Genomic DNA, 15,137 nt, shown 5'->3' with positions numbered 1-15,137 from the left:
GAAGTCAGTGCCAGCGACGGAAGATCAACGAAGTGTTGACCCCGCCAAAGGCGAAGTTGTTATTCATCACATACTCGTTGCTCATCGACCGGAACTCGTTGCGCAGATAATCGAGCTGGCCGCATTGAGGGTCGATTTCGTCGAGATTGCAGGTATGCACATACCGGTCGCGGTTCATCATCTCGATGCTGAACCAGGACTCCAATGCCCCGCAAGCACCCAAGGTATGGCCCAGGAAGCTTTTCTGCGAACTGATGGGCATGTGTTCACCGAACAGGCTGCTGGTGGCCAGGGTTTCGGCAATGTCGCCCTGTTCGGTGGCGGTGCCGTGCCCGTTGACGTAGCCGATGGCAGAGGGTTCGAGGCCCGCATCTTCCAGGGCCAGCTCCATGGCCCGGCGCATGGTGACCAGCTCGGGACGGGTGGCATGCTGGCCATCGGCGTTGCTGCCGAAGCCGACGATCTCGGCGTGGATTCGCGCGCCGCGAGCCAGGGCATGTTCCAGTTCTTCAAGGACCAGCATGCCGGCACCTTCGCCGATCACCAAGCCATCGCGGCCCTTGTCGTAAGGGCGTGGGCTGGTCTGCGGCGCATCGTTCTTCAGGCTGGTGGCGTAGAGCGCATCGAAGACCATCGCTTCGGTCGGGCACAGTTCTTCCGCGCCGCCGGCAATCATCAACGGCAGGCGCCCGAACTTGATGGCCTCGTAGGCATAGCCGATGCCGTGGCTGCCACTGGTACAGGCGCTGGAGGTGGGAATCATCCGTCCGGTAAGCCCGAAAAAAATGCTGATATTGGCCGCCGTGGTATGGGGCATCATCCGCACATAGGAGTTGGCGTTCAGGCCTTCGGCCACGCTGTTGAGCAGCATGTTGCCGAACGCCTTGACCTCGTCGGTACTGCCAGTGGACGAGCCGCAGGACACGCCCATGCGCCCGTCCTTGATCGACTCGTCGCCCAACAGGCCGGCGTCGGCCAGGGCTTGTTCCGCCGCGGCGACCGCCAGGCGCGAGACCCGACCCATGCTGCGCAACTGTTTGCGCGTCCAGTGGGCCGGGACCTGGAAATCGTCGATGGGGCCGGCCAGACGGGTGTTCAGTTCCGTGAAGCGGTCCCATTCGTCCATGCGCCGGATGCCGCTGCGGTTGGCGGCGAAGTTGGCGGCGATGGTCTCCCAATCACTACCCACAGAGGTGATGCCGGCCATGCCGGTGACGACGACACGCTTCATCAGCACAAGCCTCCATTGACGGCCAGGACCTGCCGGGTGATGTAGCCGGCCTCGGCGGACATCAGGAAGTTCACCGCGCCGGCCACTTCTTCCGGAGTGCCCATGCGCTGGGCGGGAATCATTTTCATCAGTTCTTCCACGGGTACGTTTTCATCGAGCATGGCGGTGTCGATCAGCCCTGGCGCGACGCAGTTGACGGTGATCCTGCGCTTGCCGAGTTCGATTGCCAACGCCTTGGCCGCACCGATCAGCCCGGCCTTCGAGGCACTGTAATTGACCTGACCACGGTTGCCGATCAACCCCGAAACCGAGGTGATGCAGACGATCCGTCCGGCGGCGCGACGACGGATCATCGGCATCATCACCGGATGCAGCACGTTGTAGAAACCGTCGAGGTTGGTGCGCATCACCGCGTCCCAGTCTTCTTCACTCAGGGCTGGAAACGCACCATCGCGGGTCAGACCTGCATTGAGCACCACGCCATAGTAGGCGCCGTGGGTTTCGACGTCGGCCTCGAGAATGGCCTTGCAGGCGGCACGGTCGGACACGTCGAACTGCAGGACCCGGCCCTGGCGACCGAGGGCCTGGATCTCGGCCTGGACGGCATCGGCCTCAGCACGGCCGCTGCGGCAGTGCAGCACGATGTCATGCCCGGCCTGGGCCAGGCGCAGGGCGATGGCGCGGCCGATGCCACGGCTGGAGCCGGTGACCAATACGGATTCAGTCATGGCTGGTTTCCTGTTGCGGATGGTTCATGGAGGTAGTGGGCGGACTTGGGTGGACGGAACACGTTCAACCGGGCTGTGGCATGTATGCCGGGCGCTTCGATATGGCACTCGAACACACCCATGCCGTTGTCGTCTTCCAGCGAGCGCATACCGCGGATGTCCAGCTCGGTACCGACTGGAAAACAGTCGACGTTGCATTCGAACTTACGGGTGCCGAGCAAAAAACCCAGCTCAACGGCGTCGCCACGTCGGCGCGCATGGCAACCGGCAAACGCGGCGACGCTCTGGGCCATCAACTCGATGCCGACCCAGGCCGGCAGGCCACCGTCGTCACGGTTGAACAATCCCCCGGGTTTGACGATGGCGTGGGTATGGATCTGCTCGTCATCGAATGCCACGACGCGATCGATGAGAATCATGTCGCCTGCGTGGGGCAGCAGTTCGGCGAGTGGCCAGTCAATCATGGGGCATCTCCGATAATCAGGCTGACGTTGTTGCCGCCGAAGGCAAACGAATTGCTCATCAGGCGACGGGGGGCGGTCGGATTCAGGCGGCTGTCGGCGCGGGTCCAGGCCAAGGCCGGCAGGTCGGGATCGGCCTGACCGTCCCAGACATGAGGCGGCAGAGCCCCGGTGGGGTTTTCGGCGCTCAGGCTCAACCAGCAGAAGGCCGCTTCCAACGCTCCGGCCGCACCCAGAGTGTGGCCGGTCATGGGCTTGGTGGATGAACACGGCACCCCCTGCGGAAACAGGCTGGCCACCGCGTGGCTTTCCATGGCGTCGTTGTGTTGCGTGGCGGTGCCGTGCAGGTTCAGGTAGTCGATCTGGCTGGCCTCGAGACCCGCGCAGAGCAAGGCTTTCTCCATGGCTTGGCGGGCGCCGCGCCCGCTGGGCTCCGGGGCGGAAATATGATGGGCATCGGAGCTGGCACCATCGCCGAGCAAGGCAATCGGCGTTCCAGTGCCCGGCGTATTGCTCATGAGAAACAGCACGGCCGCCTCGCCGATGTTGATGCCGTTGCGGTTTACCGAAAACGGATTGCAGCGCTCGTTCGACACCGCTTCCAGCGCCGAAAAACCGTTGAGGGTCAGCTTGCACAGGCTGTCCACCCCGCCACAGAGCACCGCATCGCACAGGCCCAGTTCGAGCAGGCGCCGGGCGCTCATCAAGGCGCGGGCGCTGGAGGTGCAGGCGGTGGAAATCACATAGGACGGACCGCTAAGGCCGAGCCAGTCGGAGAGGAAATTGGCCGGCGCGCTGAGTTCCTGCTGCTGGTAGTCGTAACCGTCCGGGAAGCGCTGTTCGCGCAGATAATGGGCAATGCCCTGGCTGGCCTCGTCGATCCCCGAGGTGCTGGTGCCCAGGACGATGCCGATACGCGCACGGCCATAGGTCTGGATGGCCCGGTCGATCTCGGGCCGGATCTGCAATCCGGCCTCCAGCAGCAACTGATTGTTGCGGCTGCCATGGGCGGCCAGGGTCTCGGGGATGCGGGCCAGTTCACCTGTTACCGAGGCAACCGGCAAGGCACGCTCGACCACCCACCCGGCTTCGATACGCAGGCCCGAGCAATCGCCGGCGAACAGGTTGCGCGCCACTTCATGTTTATCGCGGCCCAAGGCACAGATCACGCCGAGGGCATTCAAATAGGCGGTCATGGAGTGCTCTCGGTCAGCGGTGTGATGCGGTAATGGGGGCCTTGGGGCAGGCTCAGTTGGAAATCCAGCGGCTGCTTGTAGCGCACCTGCCAGCGGGAATCCAGGGTTCGTTGCGCAGCCTGTTGCCGGGCCGTCGGGTAATTGCCGGACAGTTCGGTTTCAGGAGTCAGGGCGAACAATAGCGCGGCAAACAGCTCCCGCGCTTCGGCGTTGGGTGGCAGCAGGCCGTCGGCTTGCCACTGGCCGTCGATCAGGCGCTGACGGGCCAGGGGAATACCCAGCGGATCCATCATCGACCAGCGAATGCCTGCGTCTTCGCGTTGGATCACCAGCAGCCAGTCCTGGTGCTGCCCGGCCAGTTGTCGCTCGATGTGCAATTGCAGCGGCAGCGCCAGGGTGGGCGTGCGCTCGGGCAGCGGCGCGTGGCTGGCGCAGGCGCCGAGCAACAACAGGCAGCCGATCAGCAGGCCGCTGAGGCAGGTACGGATCATCCTCCAACCCCTTCGACGGGCTTGCGGGCCACGACGTTGACCAGGGTCTCCTCCCGCTCGCCGAACGGCCGGGGGCGGCGCAGGCCAAAACGCTCCAGCAGGCCGAAGTCCTTGGCGCGACTCCACCACAGGTAGGGATAGGACACGTTGCCGGCTTCGAATTGGAACCCTTGCCGGCGGATCATCTCCAGGTACTGCGCGGCACTTTTCTGTACGTGCATGGGATGGCGGAACAGCCAGCGGATGACCCAGGTATCGATATAGGCCTCGGTGGACTCGGCGAACATCAGGTAACCGCCGGGCTTGAGCACGCGATAGAACTCGGCCAGGGCTTTCTCCTGTTCCACCAGGTGATGAAAGGTCTGGTGGCAGAACAGCAGGTCGACGCTGGCATCCGGTACCGCCAGGGTCGCGCAGTCGCTGCCGATCAGCTCCACGGCCATGCTCTGGCGGGCCGCTTCTTCGGCGCTCAGCGCCAGGCTGTGGGGATCGGCATCGACGCCGATCAGCCGTTGTGGCGCGAACACCTGGCGCAGGTACTGGAACGATTTGCCCTGGCCGCAGCCGGCATCCAGCAGCACCGGGGCGGCCGGCAATGGTGTGCTGAACAGGCTGCGCAGGTCATTGATCGCCACGCGCAGCACATGGTGTTGCCAGGTGTGGCTGCGCAGGAACCAGAAACCGAAGCGGGTTTCTTCGACGTAGTTGTCGCTGAGGTAGTTCATCTCGTTCATGGGGCCGGGCTCGCACAGATTTCCGAGAGCATGCGCAGGCGACGCTTGGGTTCGCTGACGAACGGGTTGCGTTGATCCCAGGCATAACCGGCCAGGATCGAGCTGATCATGCGGCGGATATCGGCAGAACCTTCGGTATAGAAGATCACGTCCTGGAAGGTGCCGGCGTACCAGCCTTCGACGTAGCAGCGGAAGGTATCGACGCCGCGCTTGAGCGGTTCGGCGAATTCACTTTGCCAGTCCACGCTTTCGCCTTGCAACTGACGATGCAATACGTCGGCCGCCATGCTTGCCGAACGCATGGCGATGGTCACGCCGGAGGAAAACACCGGGTCGAGGAATTCCGCGGCGTTGCCCAGCAGGGCGAAACCTGGGCCATGCAGGGTTGTGACGTTGGCCGAGTAGCCGCCGATGGTCCGTGCCGGGGTGTCCCACACGGCGTTCTGCAGCACCTTGGCCAGGCTTGGAGTCTCATCGATGAAACCGCGCAGGCAGGCGTCGAGGTCGTCGGTACGGCCGGCAAAATGTTCCGCCGCCGCGACCACGCCAACCGAGCAGCGCCCGCCACTGAACGGAATGGTCCAGAACCAGACGTCGCGCTGGGTCGGGTGGGTGGTGATGAGGATTTTCTCCCGATCGAAGGCCGGCGTATCGATGCGGTCCTCGACATGGGTGAATACGGCCTGGCGCACCGGGAAGTTCGACGGCGCCTCAAGATCCAGCAAGCGCGGCAGCACTCGACCATAACCGCTGGCGTCGAGGACGAAATCGGCCTCGATCCGGTACTCGCTGCCGTCCTCGCGCTGCACGCCGAGTTGCGGCTTGGCGAGGTTGAAGTCGACCCTGGCGATGGCTTCGCCATAGCGGATCTGCACCCCTTGCAATGCGGCCTGATCGGCCAACAGCTTGTCGAAATCGGCGCGTTGTACCTGAAAAGTGGTGGGCTTGCCTTCGCTGAAGGTGTCGCCGAAATCGAAGGCACTGTAGCGCTCGCCCCAGGCGAAAGCCGCGCCGTTCTTGCGCTGGAAACCGGCGGCATTCACCGCGTCGAGCATGCCGGCCTCTTCGACGAAGTCCAGGCAATGGGACAACAGGCTCTCACCGATGGAGAACCGGGGGAAATGCTGGCGTTCGATGACCAGCACATCGTGGCCCTTGCGCTTGAGCAATGCAGCGGCGATGGCGCCGGACGGCCCTGCACCGATGATGACGACCTGGCGACGTTCCATTTCAGTTGCAGGCATTTGGACTCCTTGCCGAGGCAGTGATGTTCGAATGAGAAGGGGGCGTAATCATCATTGGGCGGGGTCCAGCACAGGCGTTGCATGCGCCTGGCGCCCGGCCCACGGTGCCAGCATGAAGCTGAATGCCAGCCCCAGGCTTACCGCCAGGCCAAAGTTGCTCACCGCCGGCGTACTGGAAAGCGCCAGCAGGCCGAACGACAGCCACGTGGTGACCGCCGCGAGCAGGGTGCCCAGCAGGCTCACGGCGGCGCCGCCGATCTGCTCGCGCATCAGGATCGCGTAATCGACACCGATGGCCGTCACCAGCAACAGACCGAACAGGCTGAACAGCGTCAGCGGCTGCCCCAGCCAACCCAGGCTCGCCAGGCTGCACAGCGCGGCCAGCAGCGGCAGGGCGACGATGCGCAACGCTGCCCTGGCGCCGAACGGCCAGATCAATACCAGCACGATCAGTACGCAGGAAGCCAGCTTGAGCTCGGCGGCGCTGATCTGCGTGGCGGCGAACACCCGGTTCAGATCGCCCAGGCGATCCACCAATTGCACACCGGGCAGGTCCACCGCCTGCAAGCGCAGCAGCGCAGCGTCGTTCAAGCCTTGCAAGCTGACCATCGCGGCTACGCCTTGCGCCGTCGGGCCGAGCCAGAGGGGACGGTACGGCTCGGCCAACGGACCGGACAGTGCGGCATCGATGTCTTCCACCGGCAAGGCCTGCAATTGGGCCAGTTCCGCCTGCAAGGCAGCGACCGGCACGCCGAGGTCCAGCAACGGTTGCCAGAACGCCGGGAGCCGCGCCAGGGCTTCACGTACCTTCTGCTGTTCGGCTGGCGGGCTGACCAGTTGGTTCAGCGACAGGTAGCCCTGGAGTTTATCCAGGCCGATCAACTGTTCCAGTCGTTCGTTGAGGGCGGTCTGGCGTTCCAGCAGTTGGGATTGATTGTCGGCACGGATCAGGAAGAACTGGCTGGTGGGTTGGAAACCGGTGATACGGGCGATATCGCGGGCCTCGTCGGTCAGGTGCTGAGGCGTGCCGATCCACTGGCGGATGTCGTTCTTCGTGCTCAGGTGCCAAAGCCCTCCGGCGCAGAAAATCAGCAGCAACGCCAGCAGGATCGGCGTGGGAACCCGAGCCAGCAATGCTTCGCGGACCTTGAGCAGATGTTCGCAGAGCCGCAGCGGCCATTGGGCGGGACGCAGGTCCGTGCCCTTGAGCAGCGCCGGCAGCAGGCAGACCGCCGTCAGGTAGGCACCGACCAGCCCTGCGGCGGAAAATACCGCAATCTGGGTCAGGGCCGGGAAGGGCGTCCAGGCCAAGGCCAGGTAGCCGATGCAAGTGGTCGCCAGGCTCAGGCTCAGCCCCGGCAGGGTCAGGCGCAGGGCCGGCCAACTGCGCCACGGCTTGAGGCTCCAGCTCTTGGACAGGTAGTGCAGCGGATAGTCCACCGCCACACCGATCAGGCTCGAGCCCAGCACCAGAGTCATGACATGCATGCGCCCGAACAGCGCCACGCAGGCCACCGCGCCGAACAGCATGCCGACCAGCACCGGTACGAACGCCAGCCATACCCGCAGGCGTCGGAAAGCCAGCAACAACAGCAACAGAATGCCGACGGTGGCGCCACCGCCGACCCAGGTGATTTCTCTGGATGCCTGTTGCTGACCGCTGGCGGCGTACAGCAGGCCGCTGGCCGCCAACAGTTGGCCCTGGGCCTGGCTTGCCTGGTCGCGGCTGCGCTGCAGCAGATCGGCCACTTGCAGCGGCAGGTTCATGTCGAAAGCGTTGCCTTGGGCGCGAGCCCGTAGCATCACCCAGCTTTTGCCGTCGGCATCGGCGATCAATGCACCGCTGCCCACATCCAGCTGTATCGCGCCGCGCTGGGGCTGGCTGTTCTGGATGCGCCCGGTCAAGCCCAGCCAGTCATCCTGGCTCGGTACCAGGCTGAAGCCGCTGAACGGGTCGAACAGGGCTTGCACCCGCTGCTGGATGAACGCCTGGGGCTGCTCGATCAGTTGCTGACGGTCTGCAATCGAGAGCATCGCCAGTCGCCCGTTCAGCAGTTGCGTGCGTAGCGCCGGCAAATCGGCTTGCAGTGTCCATTGGACCTTATCGAACAGACCGCTGGCCTGCCATTGTTCGCCAAGGGTTTGCGCCAGGGCGATGGCTTGCCGGCGGTCGGCATGACCGACCAGCACCAGCACCTCGCGATTCAGCGGTCCCTGCATGCGTTGCTCTGCGACAAGCTCCAGGGCATCGGGGGACGTGCCCGGCACCAGCTCCATGAGATTGACCGACAGTGGCGCACCGCTGCGCCATTGCCAGCCGGCGAGGGCCAGCACCGCCAGCAGCAGGATCAGGAACAGCCGTGGCAGGTTGCGTTCACTCGGCAAAGTCATGTTGCTCCGCTTCGCTCAAGGGTTGCGTGGCGACGCTATCTTGCATGCGCAGCACCGTGCGGTCGCCCTGGGTTTCCAGCAGCTCGATGCGCTGCACCAGCTCGCCGCCGTCGATGTTGATCTGGTTGAACACCTGTTTGAGCAGCACCGAGCGCGGGGTCAGGGTCAACTTCCACTGTTGCGGCTCGCCCGACAGGCTCAGTTCGAAGTCCCGCAGCAGGCCACTGCTGTCGCCCTGCAACACCGCCAGGAACAGACGGTTCTGCTCGGCGCCGGCGCTCTTGTTCGGCAGCATTTGCCAGGCGCTGCCATCCCGTCGGGCGATGCCCTGAGGGGTAATGCGGTAGTCCTGTTGCAGCGGCGTCCGCAGTAGCCACAGCAGACCTTGTTTTTTCGCCAGCACGAAACTCCCCTTGCTGACGAGCGGTTGGGGCAGGGCGCGCAGGTGCTTTTCCTGTATGAACTGGCCGTGGATGACATCCGGGCGGGCCAGCTGTTCGCTCAGTTGCTGCAAGTCGAAGGCCTGCGCCAGGGGCGACAGGCAGAACAGCAGCAACCAGAGGGGCAGGCGTTTCATGACAGTTTCCTTCCGACGGCGTCGACAAACACCTTGGGCGAGGCCAGCAGCATCTCGCGGGTCGTGACGTCCACGGCCACCTGCACCGAACTGGCACGGGTCAGGCGTTCGCCAGTGAGCGAGTCGCTGATCAGGTAGTTGATCTTCAATCGGTTCTCCCACTCCACCAGGCTGGCGCGCACGGTCAGGGCCTGGCCGAACACCGCGCTGCGCACGTAGCGCAGCTGCAGGTCGATCACGGGCCATGCATACCCGGCGGCGAGCATGTCGTTGTAGTTGTGGCCGATCTCATCGAGCAAGGCGCAGCGGGCCATTTCCAGGTATTTGACGTAGTGGCCGTGCCAGACCACGTGCATCGAATCGACATCGAAAAACGGCACGACAATCTGCGTCTCGACATGCAGCACGCCCTGGCTACGCATGCAGCCTCCAGTGTTGCTCGGCGATACGTTGCAGGCACAGGCGCAGTTCGCCTTCCAGGGCGCGGTCTTCGATGACCGGCGGGAAATCCGCGGCCAGTTGTTCGTGCATGGTGGCCAGGGCCGGTGGCAGCGGACGCGCGTCCTCGGCACGGCTGCGCAGCCACACGCCCTGGTTGGCCGCCAGCAGTGTCGCGGCGGCGACCTGTTCGGTCAGCTCCAGCACGCGGATCGCATCCCGGGCGGCGATGGTGCCCATGCTCACCTTGTCCTGGTTGTGGCACTCGGTGGAGCGCGAAAACACGCTGGCCGGCATGGTGTTTTTCAGGGCTTCGGCGGTCCAGGCGCTTGCGCCGATCTGCACGGCCTTGAAGCCATGGTTGAGCATCGCCCGCTCGGCGCTGGCGCCGGACAGGTTGCTCGGCAGGCCATGGTTGTAACGTTCGTCCACCAGCAGGGCGAGTTGGCGGTCGAGCAGGTCGGCGACATTGGCCACCAGGTTCTTCAGGCTGTCCATGGCGAAGGCGATGTGCCCACCATAGAAGTGCCCGCCGTGCAGCACCCGCTCGGCTTCGGCATCGATGATCGGGTTGTCGTTGGCGCTGTTGAGTTCGGTTTCGATGAACGCGCGCAGCCAGCTCAGGCTGTCGGCCAGCACGCCGAGCACATGGGGGGCGCAGCGCAGGGAGTAGCGATCCTGCAGGCGGTGCAGCGGTGCGGTTGGGGCGTCGATCGCCAGGTCCCTGCGCAGCCACGCGGCGACCTGCATCTGCCCCGGGTGTGGCTTGGCGGCGAACAGGCGCTCGTCGAAATGTTCGGGGTTGCCTTGCAAGGCGACGACGTTCAGCGCGGTGATGCGGGTCGCCAGTTGCAGCAGGTAGTCGGCCCGGGCGAAGGCCAGGCAGGCGAGGCCGGTCATCACGGCGGTGCCGTTCATCAAGGCCAGGGCTTCCTTGGGCCGCAGCACCAGCGGTGTCCAGCCCAGTTCGCGGTGTACATCGGCGGCCAGCCGGCGCTCGCCACGGTACATGACTTCACGTTCGCCGGAGAGTGTCGCGGCCACATAGGACAGCGGCGTCAGGTCGCCGCTGGCGCCAACCGAACCTTCCTCTGGAATCAGCGGCAGGATGTCGTGTTCGAGAAACGCCTGGAGCCGTTCCAGCAGTTCCACGCGAACCCCGGACACACCGTGGCACAGCGACTGCAAGCGCGCGGCCAGCACCGAGCGGGTGGCCTGGGCGTCCAGCAGCTTGCCCAGGCCACAGCCGTGGAACGTATACAGGTGGCGCGGCAGGGCCTCGACGTGGTGCAACGGCACGGCCACCACGCAGGAGTCGCCGTAACCGGTGGTCACGCCGTAGATCACCCCTTCTTTGTCCAGCAGGGAGTCGAGAAATTGCGCACCCTTGGCGATGCGCTGGCGGAACGCCGGATCATCCTGCAATTGTGTCGGCGCCTGTCGGTTGGCCAGGGCCAGCACGTCTTCGATGCGCAGGGCGCGTTCGCCGAAGGTTACCGGCTCAAGAGTGGGCATCGTCATCGGTCTTCCAGAAAGGGTAAAAGTTGAACCACTGTTGGGGGGCCTGGAGGCAATACTGCGCCAGGCGCTCGGCGTAGCGACCGGCCCAGTGGGCGATCACTTGCTCGCGTTCGGTGCGTTTCCACACCACGGCATCGGCGAAGGGCTCGAGGGTGACGCGATAGCGCCCCTCGTGCTTGAGGCACATCAGCAGGTTGACCGGGCATTTCAGCAGGCCGGCCATCAGCCACGGTCCCTGGGGGAACGCGGCCGGGTGCCCCATGAAGTCCACGGTCACGCTGCGTCCGCCATGCAGCGGTACGCGGTCGCCGGCAATCGCCAGCCACTCGCCACGCTCCAGGCGCTCGCTCAGTTGCAGCATCACCGCCGGATCCAGTTCGCTGACCTGGATCAGCCGCAGGTGCGTGGCGCCGGCTTCACCCAGCAGGCGATTGAACTGTTCGGCATGCTTGGTGTGCACCAGCACGTTCATGGTGACTTTTTCGCCCAGCTCGGCCAGGGCCCGGCACATTTCCAGGTTGCCCAGGTGCGCGCCCACCAGCATCTGGCCGCGGGCACCACGCAGGTGATTGCGCAGCAGTGCCGTATCGACGATTTCGATCTGGTCGATGCTCAGCTTGCCGTTCCATACGTCGAGCTTGTCCAGCAGCGAGTCGGCGAACGCCATGAACTGTTCGAAAACTTTCCGGTGGGTGGGGCGCAGCTCGATACGGCCGCTCCAGTCGGCCAGGCGCTGTTGATACTGCCAGGCTGCCTGGCGAGCGCTGCGACCGAAAATGAAGAAGTACAGGACGATGCCGTACAGCAGCGGGCTCAGCAGACGACGGCCGAGCACTCTGGCGGCGAACGCGGTGAATTTCATCAACCAGAAACTGCCGCGCTCCTGGCGATCGGCCCAATGCTGCTTGTCTGCCTGAAGACTCATGCCCGCCACCGTCGCCAGAGAATCAGGGGAGAACGTACCAGCATGCCGAAGAACAGGCGGGTGTGCATGCTGGAAATCAGCACGTTGTCGTGGAACAGGCGGAAGTGCGAAACCCCGTCCTGGGGGTAGTGGACCCGGGTGCGTAGCCAGTACATCGGCTGGTTACGCCAGGCCAGTCGCACGAGGATGTCCGAATCGAAATCCATGCGCTTGCCAATGTTCGCCGAGTTGATCAGCGCCAGGGTCGCCGGCAGGGGGTAGACCCGGAAACCGCACATGGAATCGCGGATCTGCAGGGACAGGCTGTTGATCCAGACCATGACGTGGGTCAGGTAGCGAGCGTACAGGCGACCCTTCGGCACGCTGGCGTCGTATTGCGGGTAGCCGCAGATCACCGCGTCCGGGTGGGCGCGGGACTGGTCAATGAAGGTTTTCACGTCGCTGAGGTCGTGCTGTCCATCGGCATCCACTTGCAAGGCATGGCTGAAACCCAGGCGTGCTGCCTCTCGCAGGCCGGTCATGACAGCGCCACCCTTGCCCTGGTTGAGCGCCAGCCTGACCAGGTGAACCCGCCCATCCACAGCCAGCCGCTCCAGCACAGCGGCGCAGGCCGGGCTGCTGGCGTCGTCGACCAATACGCAGGGCAGGTCGTTGGCGAGCAATGCCTGGACCACCGCCGAGATGGCGGTTTCGTGGTTGTAGACGGGGATGACGGCGCAGGGGTTATGCATGGGCCGCCCCCAACACAATCCGCCCACTGGAGCACGCTGCCGTATCGTTGCGGTAAGCGAAGTACAACTTGCCGCGCTCGCGGTCGAAGCGCAGGTGCAACTGGACTTCATCGCCTGGGCGTACCAGTTGCTGGAACTTCAGCACTTCCATCCCGACGAAGCGCGGCGGCAGGTCCAGCAGTTGCCGGCCCAGGTTCAGGGCCCAGTCGACCTGCACCACGCCGGGCAGTACCGGGGCGGTGGGAAAGTGGCCACTGAAGTACGCCAGGTCCGGCGGCACGACCAATTGCAGGCTCCATTCGCCCTCGGTCTCGACCTGCTCCAGCACGTCGGGAGCTTTGGGGCGCGGGGCCACCAGCAGTGCTTCGACCTCGGCCTGGGGCAGCTTGCCTTGAGCGTTGAGCGGCAACTGGCGCAGCCAGCGCCAGCGTCGTGGCAGGGCCAGTGTTTCGCAATGCCCGCTCAGGTGGCGACGCAAGGCTTCGGTTACGGCGCGACGACCCTGGTTACGCAAGGCGCGGAGGCCGGTTTCATTCAGTACCAACAGCGCGCCGAGGGAGGCACGATTCTCCCGCACCACCCCCAGCCGCGCTTCGCTCACCCAGTCGTGGGCCACCAGCGCCTGTTCCAGCATCGGCAGGGAGATGCGCTTTTCTTCGAGCTTGACGATGCGGTCCAGGCGTCCGAGCAGCTCGAAGCGCCCATCGGCGTCAATCCGTGCGGCGTCGGCGGTATGTTCCACATGGGCGGGAGGCAGATAAGGCGAAACGACCAGCAAGGCACCGTCGCTGTCCTGGCTCAGTTCGACACCAGCAAAGGGCTGCCACCTTTCATTGCCCTGGCGCCAGGCGATACCGCCGGTTTCCGAACTGCCGAATATTTCCGTCGGCCATTGACCCAGGCGCTGCCGCAGGCTTTGAGCGGCCTCGGCCGGCAAGGCGCCGCCGGAGGAAAACACCCGGCGCACGCTGCTCAAGGCTGTCCAGTCGAGGTTGTCGCCCATGCGCTTGAGCAGTGCCGGGCTGGCGACCCAGGCGAAGACCGGGTGCTCGCGGCTGGCGCGTTGCAGGTCTTCGGGAAACGCCAATTGCCGGCGTACGAACGGCCGCCCGGCGCACAGCGGCCACAGGACCCGGAACAGCAGGCCGTAGATGTGCTGGGCGGCGACGCTGCCGATCATGCAGGCCGGGCCCAGCGCGGCGCCCCACAACTGCTCCAGGGCCTGTACTTCATTGCTCAACTGGCGCAGGTTTTTCTCGATGCGCTTGGGCTCGCCGCTGGAACCGGAGGTGCACAGGCTCAGCCAGCATTGGTCGAGGTCCAGCTCGACAGGCTCCAAGGGGGGCCGTCGCAAGTCGCCAGGATGGGTGTCGCCAGGTTGCTCGGTCAGCCATAGGTCGACCTCGGCCGACCAGCGCTGGCGGGTCTGGGCCTGCAGGTCGGCGGGGAGCAGGACGCGCACCCCGGCACGCCAGGCACCGAGCAGGGCGACCGCCAGGTCGGCGGCATCTTCCAGATGCACGGCCATACGCTGTACACCGCGAGCGCGCAGGCCTGCGGCCAGGCACAGCGCCTCGTCCCGCAGTTGTGAATGACTGAGTCCCGGATCGACTGCCACTGCGCGCTCCGGCTGAGCCTTGAGCAATATCTGCTCAAGTTTTATCCAATTCATGGGCGGCCTCTTACCCTTTGTCGTATGAGCCATTCAATGGCAAACAGCAGCCCCATCAATCCGTAGGAAATCAGGCCGGTGTACAACATCCACCAACTCAGCGGCGCCCAGAGGGTCAGGGCAGCGGCGAGCAAACCGTTACACAGGAAAAACACACTCCAGGCCACTGTGACCTGGCGGGTATACACCACCGCTTTTACCGGCAACTGCGGTTCACGCAGGCGGGCTATACGCTCGATCATCGGCGGGCCGTATTTCAGGCTCAGGGCGAACATCCCGAGCATGAAGGCACTGATCAGTACCGGATACCAACGCAGCAGGAGCGGGTTATCGAACAGCGCGAGCAACCCGCAGAACACGATCGCCGCGACCGCCATCCAGAGATTGCCGGGCCCGCGGTCAACCAACAATGCCCGGGCCAGCCACAGGCTACCCAGCAGCAGGCCGAACTGCCAGGGGGCGAAGTGCTCCATGCCGAAATACACCGCAAAGGGGTACAGCAGGCCCGCCAATAGCAGGCCAAGGCCAATCAGCCGGCTCATGCGGCCGGTTGGACCAGTCGATAGACCGCCTCGACCACGTCGTTGACGGTGCGTACTGATTTGAATTCTTCAGCCGCGATTTTCTTGCCGGTCTGGCGCTTGATGTGGTCGATCAGATCGACCGCGTCGATGCTGTCGATTTCCAGGTCCTGATACAGGTTCGATTCCAGCGTCACGCGCTCAGGGTCCAGTTCGAAAAGCTCCACCAGGGCATCGCGCAGGGTGTTGAAAATGTCGTCACGAGTTTGCATGGTC

The 15,137-nt window shown here is 64.5% G+C and carries 16 protein-coding genes; all 16 read right to left on the bottom strand.

All coding sequences use genetic code 11. The features are described from left to right. Positions 1 to 4: 4 nt before the first annotated feature. From FBX99_RS05830 to FBX99_RS05755, 16 genes are read right to left on the bottom strand one after another with little or no spacing between them, the layout of a single operon-like run. Positions 5 to 1,231: a beta-ketoacyl-ACP synthase gene (locus tag FBX99_RS05830; RefSeq protein ID WP_055127149.1), complete on the bottom strand. Its 1,227-nt coding sequence runs from the start codon at positions 1,229 to 1,231 to the stop codon at positions 5 to 7. Further along, on the bottom strand, positions 1,231 to 1,959 hold the full coding sequence (gene fabG, locus FBX99_RS05825; protein WP_145130906.1) for a 3-oxoacyl-ACP reductase FabG: 729 nt from the start codon (positions 1,957 to 1,959) through the stop codon (positions 1,231 to 1,233). The genes FBX99_RS05830 and fabG overlap by 1 nt, the downstream gene beginning before the upstream one ends. Further along, on the bottom strand, positions 1,956 to 2,423 hold the full coding sequence (locus FBX99_RS05820) for a hotdog family protein (RefSeq protein WP_139646914.1): 468 nt from the start codon (positions 2,421 to 2,423) through the stop codon (positions 1,956 to 1,958). Before FBX99_RS05820 ends, fabG begins: the two co-directional genes overlap by 4 nt. Then, the gene (locus FBX99_RS05815; protein WP_145130904.1) at positions 2,420 to 3,616 is read right to left on the bottom strand and encodes a beta-ketoacyl-[acyl-carrier-protein] synthase family protein; all 1,197 of its coding nucleotides are present in this window, start codon (positions 3,614 to 3,616) and stop codon (positions 2,420 to 2,422) included. Before FBX99_RS05815 ends, FBX99_RS05820 begins: the two co-directional genes overlap by 4 nt. Further along, positions 3,613 to 4,107 (bottom strand): DUF3261 domain-containing protein, encoded by a 495-nt coding sequence (locus tag FBX99_RS05810; RefSeq protein ID WP_145130903.1) that lies wholly within the window; start codon positions 4,105 to 4,107, stop codon positions 3,613 to 3,615. Before FBX99_RS05810 ends, FBX99_RS05815 begins: the two co-directional genes overlap by 4 nt. Further along, a complete protein-coding gene (locus tag FBX99_RS05805; RefSeq protein WP_145130979.1) occupies positions 4,104 to 4,832 on the bottom strand; it encodes a class I SAM-dependent methyltransferase in 729 nt (242 codons plus the stop codon). The genes FBX99_RS05810 and FBX99_RS05805 overlap by 4 nt, the downstream gene beginning before the upstream one ends. Before the next feature lie 5 nt (positions 4,833 to 4,837). Further along, positions 4,838 to 6,085 carry an NAD(P)/FAD-dependent oxidoreductase gene (locus FBX99_RS05800; protein WP_144927945.1) on the bottom strand — a complete coding sequence of 416 codons (1,248 nt, stop codon included), beginning with the start codon at positions 6,083 to 6,085 and terminating at the stop codon, positions 4,838 to 4,840. A gap of 51 nt (positions 6,086 to 6,136) precedes the next feature. After that, complete coding sequence (locus FBX99_RS05795; protein WP_145130901.1) at positions 6,137 to 8,476, bottom strand: MMPL family transporter; 2,340 nt, start codon at positions 8,474 to 8,476, stop codon at positions 6,137 to 6,139. Next, positions 8,460 to 9,053: an outer membrane lipoprotein carrier protein LolA gene (locus FBX99_RS05790; protein WP_144927954.1), complete on the bottom strand. Its 594-nt coding sequence runs from the start codon at positions 9,051 to 9,053 to the stop codon at positions 8,460 to 8,462. The genes FBX99_RS05795 and FBX99_RS05790 overlap by 17 nt, the downstream gene beginning before the upstream one ends. Continuing rightward, positions 9,050 to 9,475, bottom strand: coding sequence for a thioesterase family protein (locus FBX99_RS05785; protein WP_144927957.1), 426 nt, complete (start codon positions 9,473 to 9,475; stop codon positions 9,050 to 9,052). Before FBX99_RS05785 ends, FBX99_RS05790 begins: the two co-directional genes overlap by 4 nt. Beyond that, positions 9,468 to 11,012 carry a histidine ammonia-lyase gene (gene hutH, locus FBX99_RS05780; RefSeq protein ID WP_144927960.1) on the bottom strand — a complete coding sequence of 515 codons (1,545 nt, stop codon included), beginning with the start codon at positions 11,010 to 11,012 and terminating at the stop codon, positions 9,468 to 9,470. Before hutH ends, FBX99_RS05785 begins: the two co-directional genes overlap by 8 nt. Next, entirely contained in the window at positions 10,993 to 11,937 is a 945-nt protein-coding gene (locus tag FBX99_RS05775; protein ID WP_144927963.1) for a glycosyl transferase, read from the bottom strand. Before FBX99_RS05775 ends, hutH begins: the two co-directional genes overlap by 20 nt. Then, complete coding sequence (locus tag FBX99_RS05770; protein ID WP_145130899.1) at positions 11,934 to 12,668, bottom strand: glycosyltransferase family 2 protein; 735 nt, start codon at positions 12,666 to 12,668, stop codon at positions 11,934 to 11,936. The genes FBX99_RS05775 and FBX99_RS05770 overlap by 4 nt, the downstream gene beginning before the upstream one ends. Beyond that, positions 12,661 to 14,340: an AMP-binding protein gene (locus FBX99_RS05765; protein ID WP_145130898.1), complete on the bottom strand. Its 1,680-nt coding sequence runs from the start codon at positions 14,338 to 14,340 to the stop codon at positions 12,661 to 12,663. Before FBX99_RS05765 ends, FBX99_RS05770 begins: the two co-directional genes overlap by 8 nt. After that, a complete protein-coding gene (locus FBX99_RS05760) occupies positions 14,337 to 14,882 on the bottom strand; it encodes a hypothetical protein (protein ID WP_144927972.1) in 546 nt (181 codons plus the stop codon). The genes FBX99_RS05765 and FBX99_RS05760 overlap by 4 nt, the downstream gene beginning before the upstream one ends. Then, the gene (locus FBX99_RS05755) at positions 14,879 to 15,133 is read right to left on the bottom strand and encodes an acyl carrier protein (RefSeq protein WP_030140951.1); all 255 of its coding nucleotides are present in this window, start codon (positions 15,131 to 15,133) and stop codon (positions 14,879 to 14,881) included. The genes FBX99_RS05760 and FBX99_RS05755 overlap by 4 nt, the downstream gene beginning before the upstream one ends. Positions 15,134 to 15,137: the final 4 nt, after the last annotated feature.

Origin of the sequence: Pseudomonas sp. SJZ074 (assembly GCF_007828215.1) — a bacterium.
GTDB lineage: Bacteria > Pseudomonadota > Gammaproteobacteria > Pseudomonadales > Pseudomonadaceae > Aquipseudomonas.
Note: the sequence above shows the minus strand (reverse complement) of the source record. Positions and strands in the feature narration are given on the sequence as shown.

Bases quoted from the DNA above. Each gene is read 5' to 3' on its own strand.
- FBX99_RS05775 (WP_144927963.1), bottom strand. From the start codon at position 11,937: ATGAGTCTTCAGGCAGACAAGCAGCATTGGGCCGATCGCCAGGAGCGC.
- FBX99_RS05790 (WP_144927954.1), bottom strand. From the start codon at position 9,053: ATGAAACGCCTGCCCCTCTGGTTGCTGCTGTTCTGCCTGTCGCCCCTG.
- FBX99_RS05820 (WP_139646914.1), bottom strand. From the start codon at position 2,423: ATGATTGACTGGCCACTCGCCGAACTGCTGCCCCACGCAGGCGACATG.
- FBX99_RS05785 (WP_144927957.1), bottom strand. From the start codon at position 9,475: ATGCGTAGCCAGGGCGTGCTGCATGTCGAGACGCAGATTGTCGTGCCG.
- FBX99_RS05770 (WP_145130899.1), bottom strand. From the start codon at position 12,668: ATGCATAACCCCTGCGCCGTCATCCCCGTCTACAACCACGAAACCGCC.
- hutH (WP_144927960.1), bottom strand. From the start codon at position 11,012: ATGACGATGCCCACTCTTGAGCCGGTAACCTTCGGCGAACGCGCCCTG.
- FBX99_RS05755 (WP_030140951.1), bottom strand. From the start codon at position 15,133: ATGCAAACTCGTGACGACATTTTCAACACCCTGCGCGATGCCCTGGTG.
- FBX99_RS05765 (WP_145130898.1), bottom strand. From the start codon at position 14,340: ATGAATTGGATAAAACTTGAGCAGATATTGCTCAAGGCTCAGCCGGAG.
- fabG (WP_145130906.1), bottom strand. From the start codon at position 1,959: ATGACTGAATCCGTATTGGTCACCGGCTCCAGCCGTGGCATCGGCCGC.
- FBX99_RS05800 (WP_144927945.1), bottom strand. From the start codon at position 6,085: ATGCCTGCAACTGAAATGGAACGTCGCCAGGTCGTCATCATCGGTGCA.
- FBX99_RS05795 (WP_145130901.1), bottom strand. From the start codon at position 8,476: ATGACTTTGCCGAGTGAACGCAACCTGCCACGGCTGTTCCTGATCCTG.
- FBX99_RS05810 (WP_145130903.1), bottom strand. From the start codon at position 4,107: ATGATCCGTACCTGCCTCAGCGGCCTGCTGATCGGCTGCCTGTTGTTG.
- FBX99_RS05760 (WP_144927972.1), bottom strand. From the start codon at position 14,882: ATGAGCCGGCTGATTGGCCTTGGCCTGCTATTGGCGGGCCTGCTGTAC.
- FBX99_RS05830 (WP_055127149.1), bottom strand. From the start codon at position 1,231: ATGAAGCGTGTCGTCGTCACCGGCATGGCCGGCATCACCTCTGTGGGT.
- FBX99_RS05805 (WP_145130979.1), bottom strand. From the start codon at position 4,832: ATGAACTACCTCAGCGACAACTACGTCGAAGAAACCCGCTTCGGTTTC.
- FBX99_RS05815 (WP_145130904.1), bottom strand. From the start codon at position 3,616: ATGACCGCCTATTTGAATGCCCTCGGCGTGATCTGTGCCTTGGGCCGC.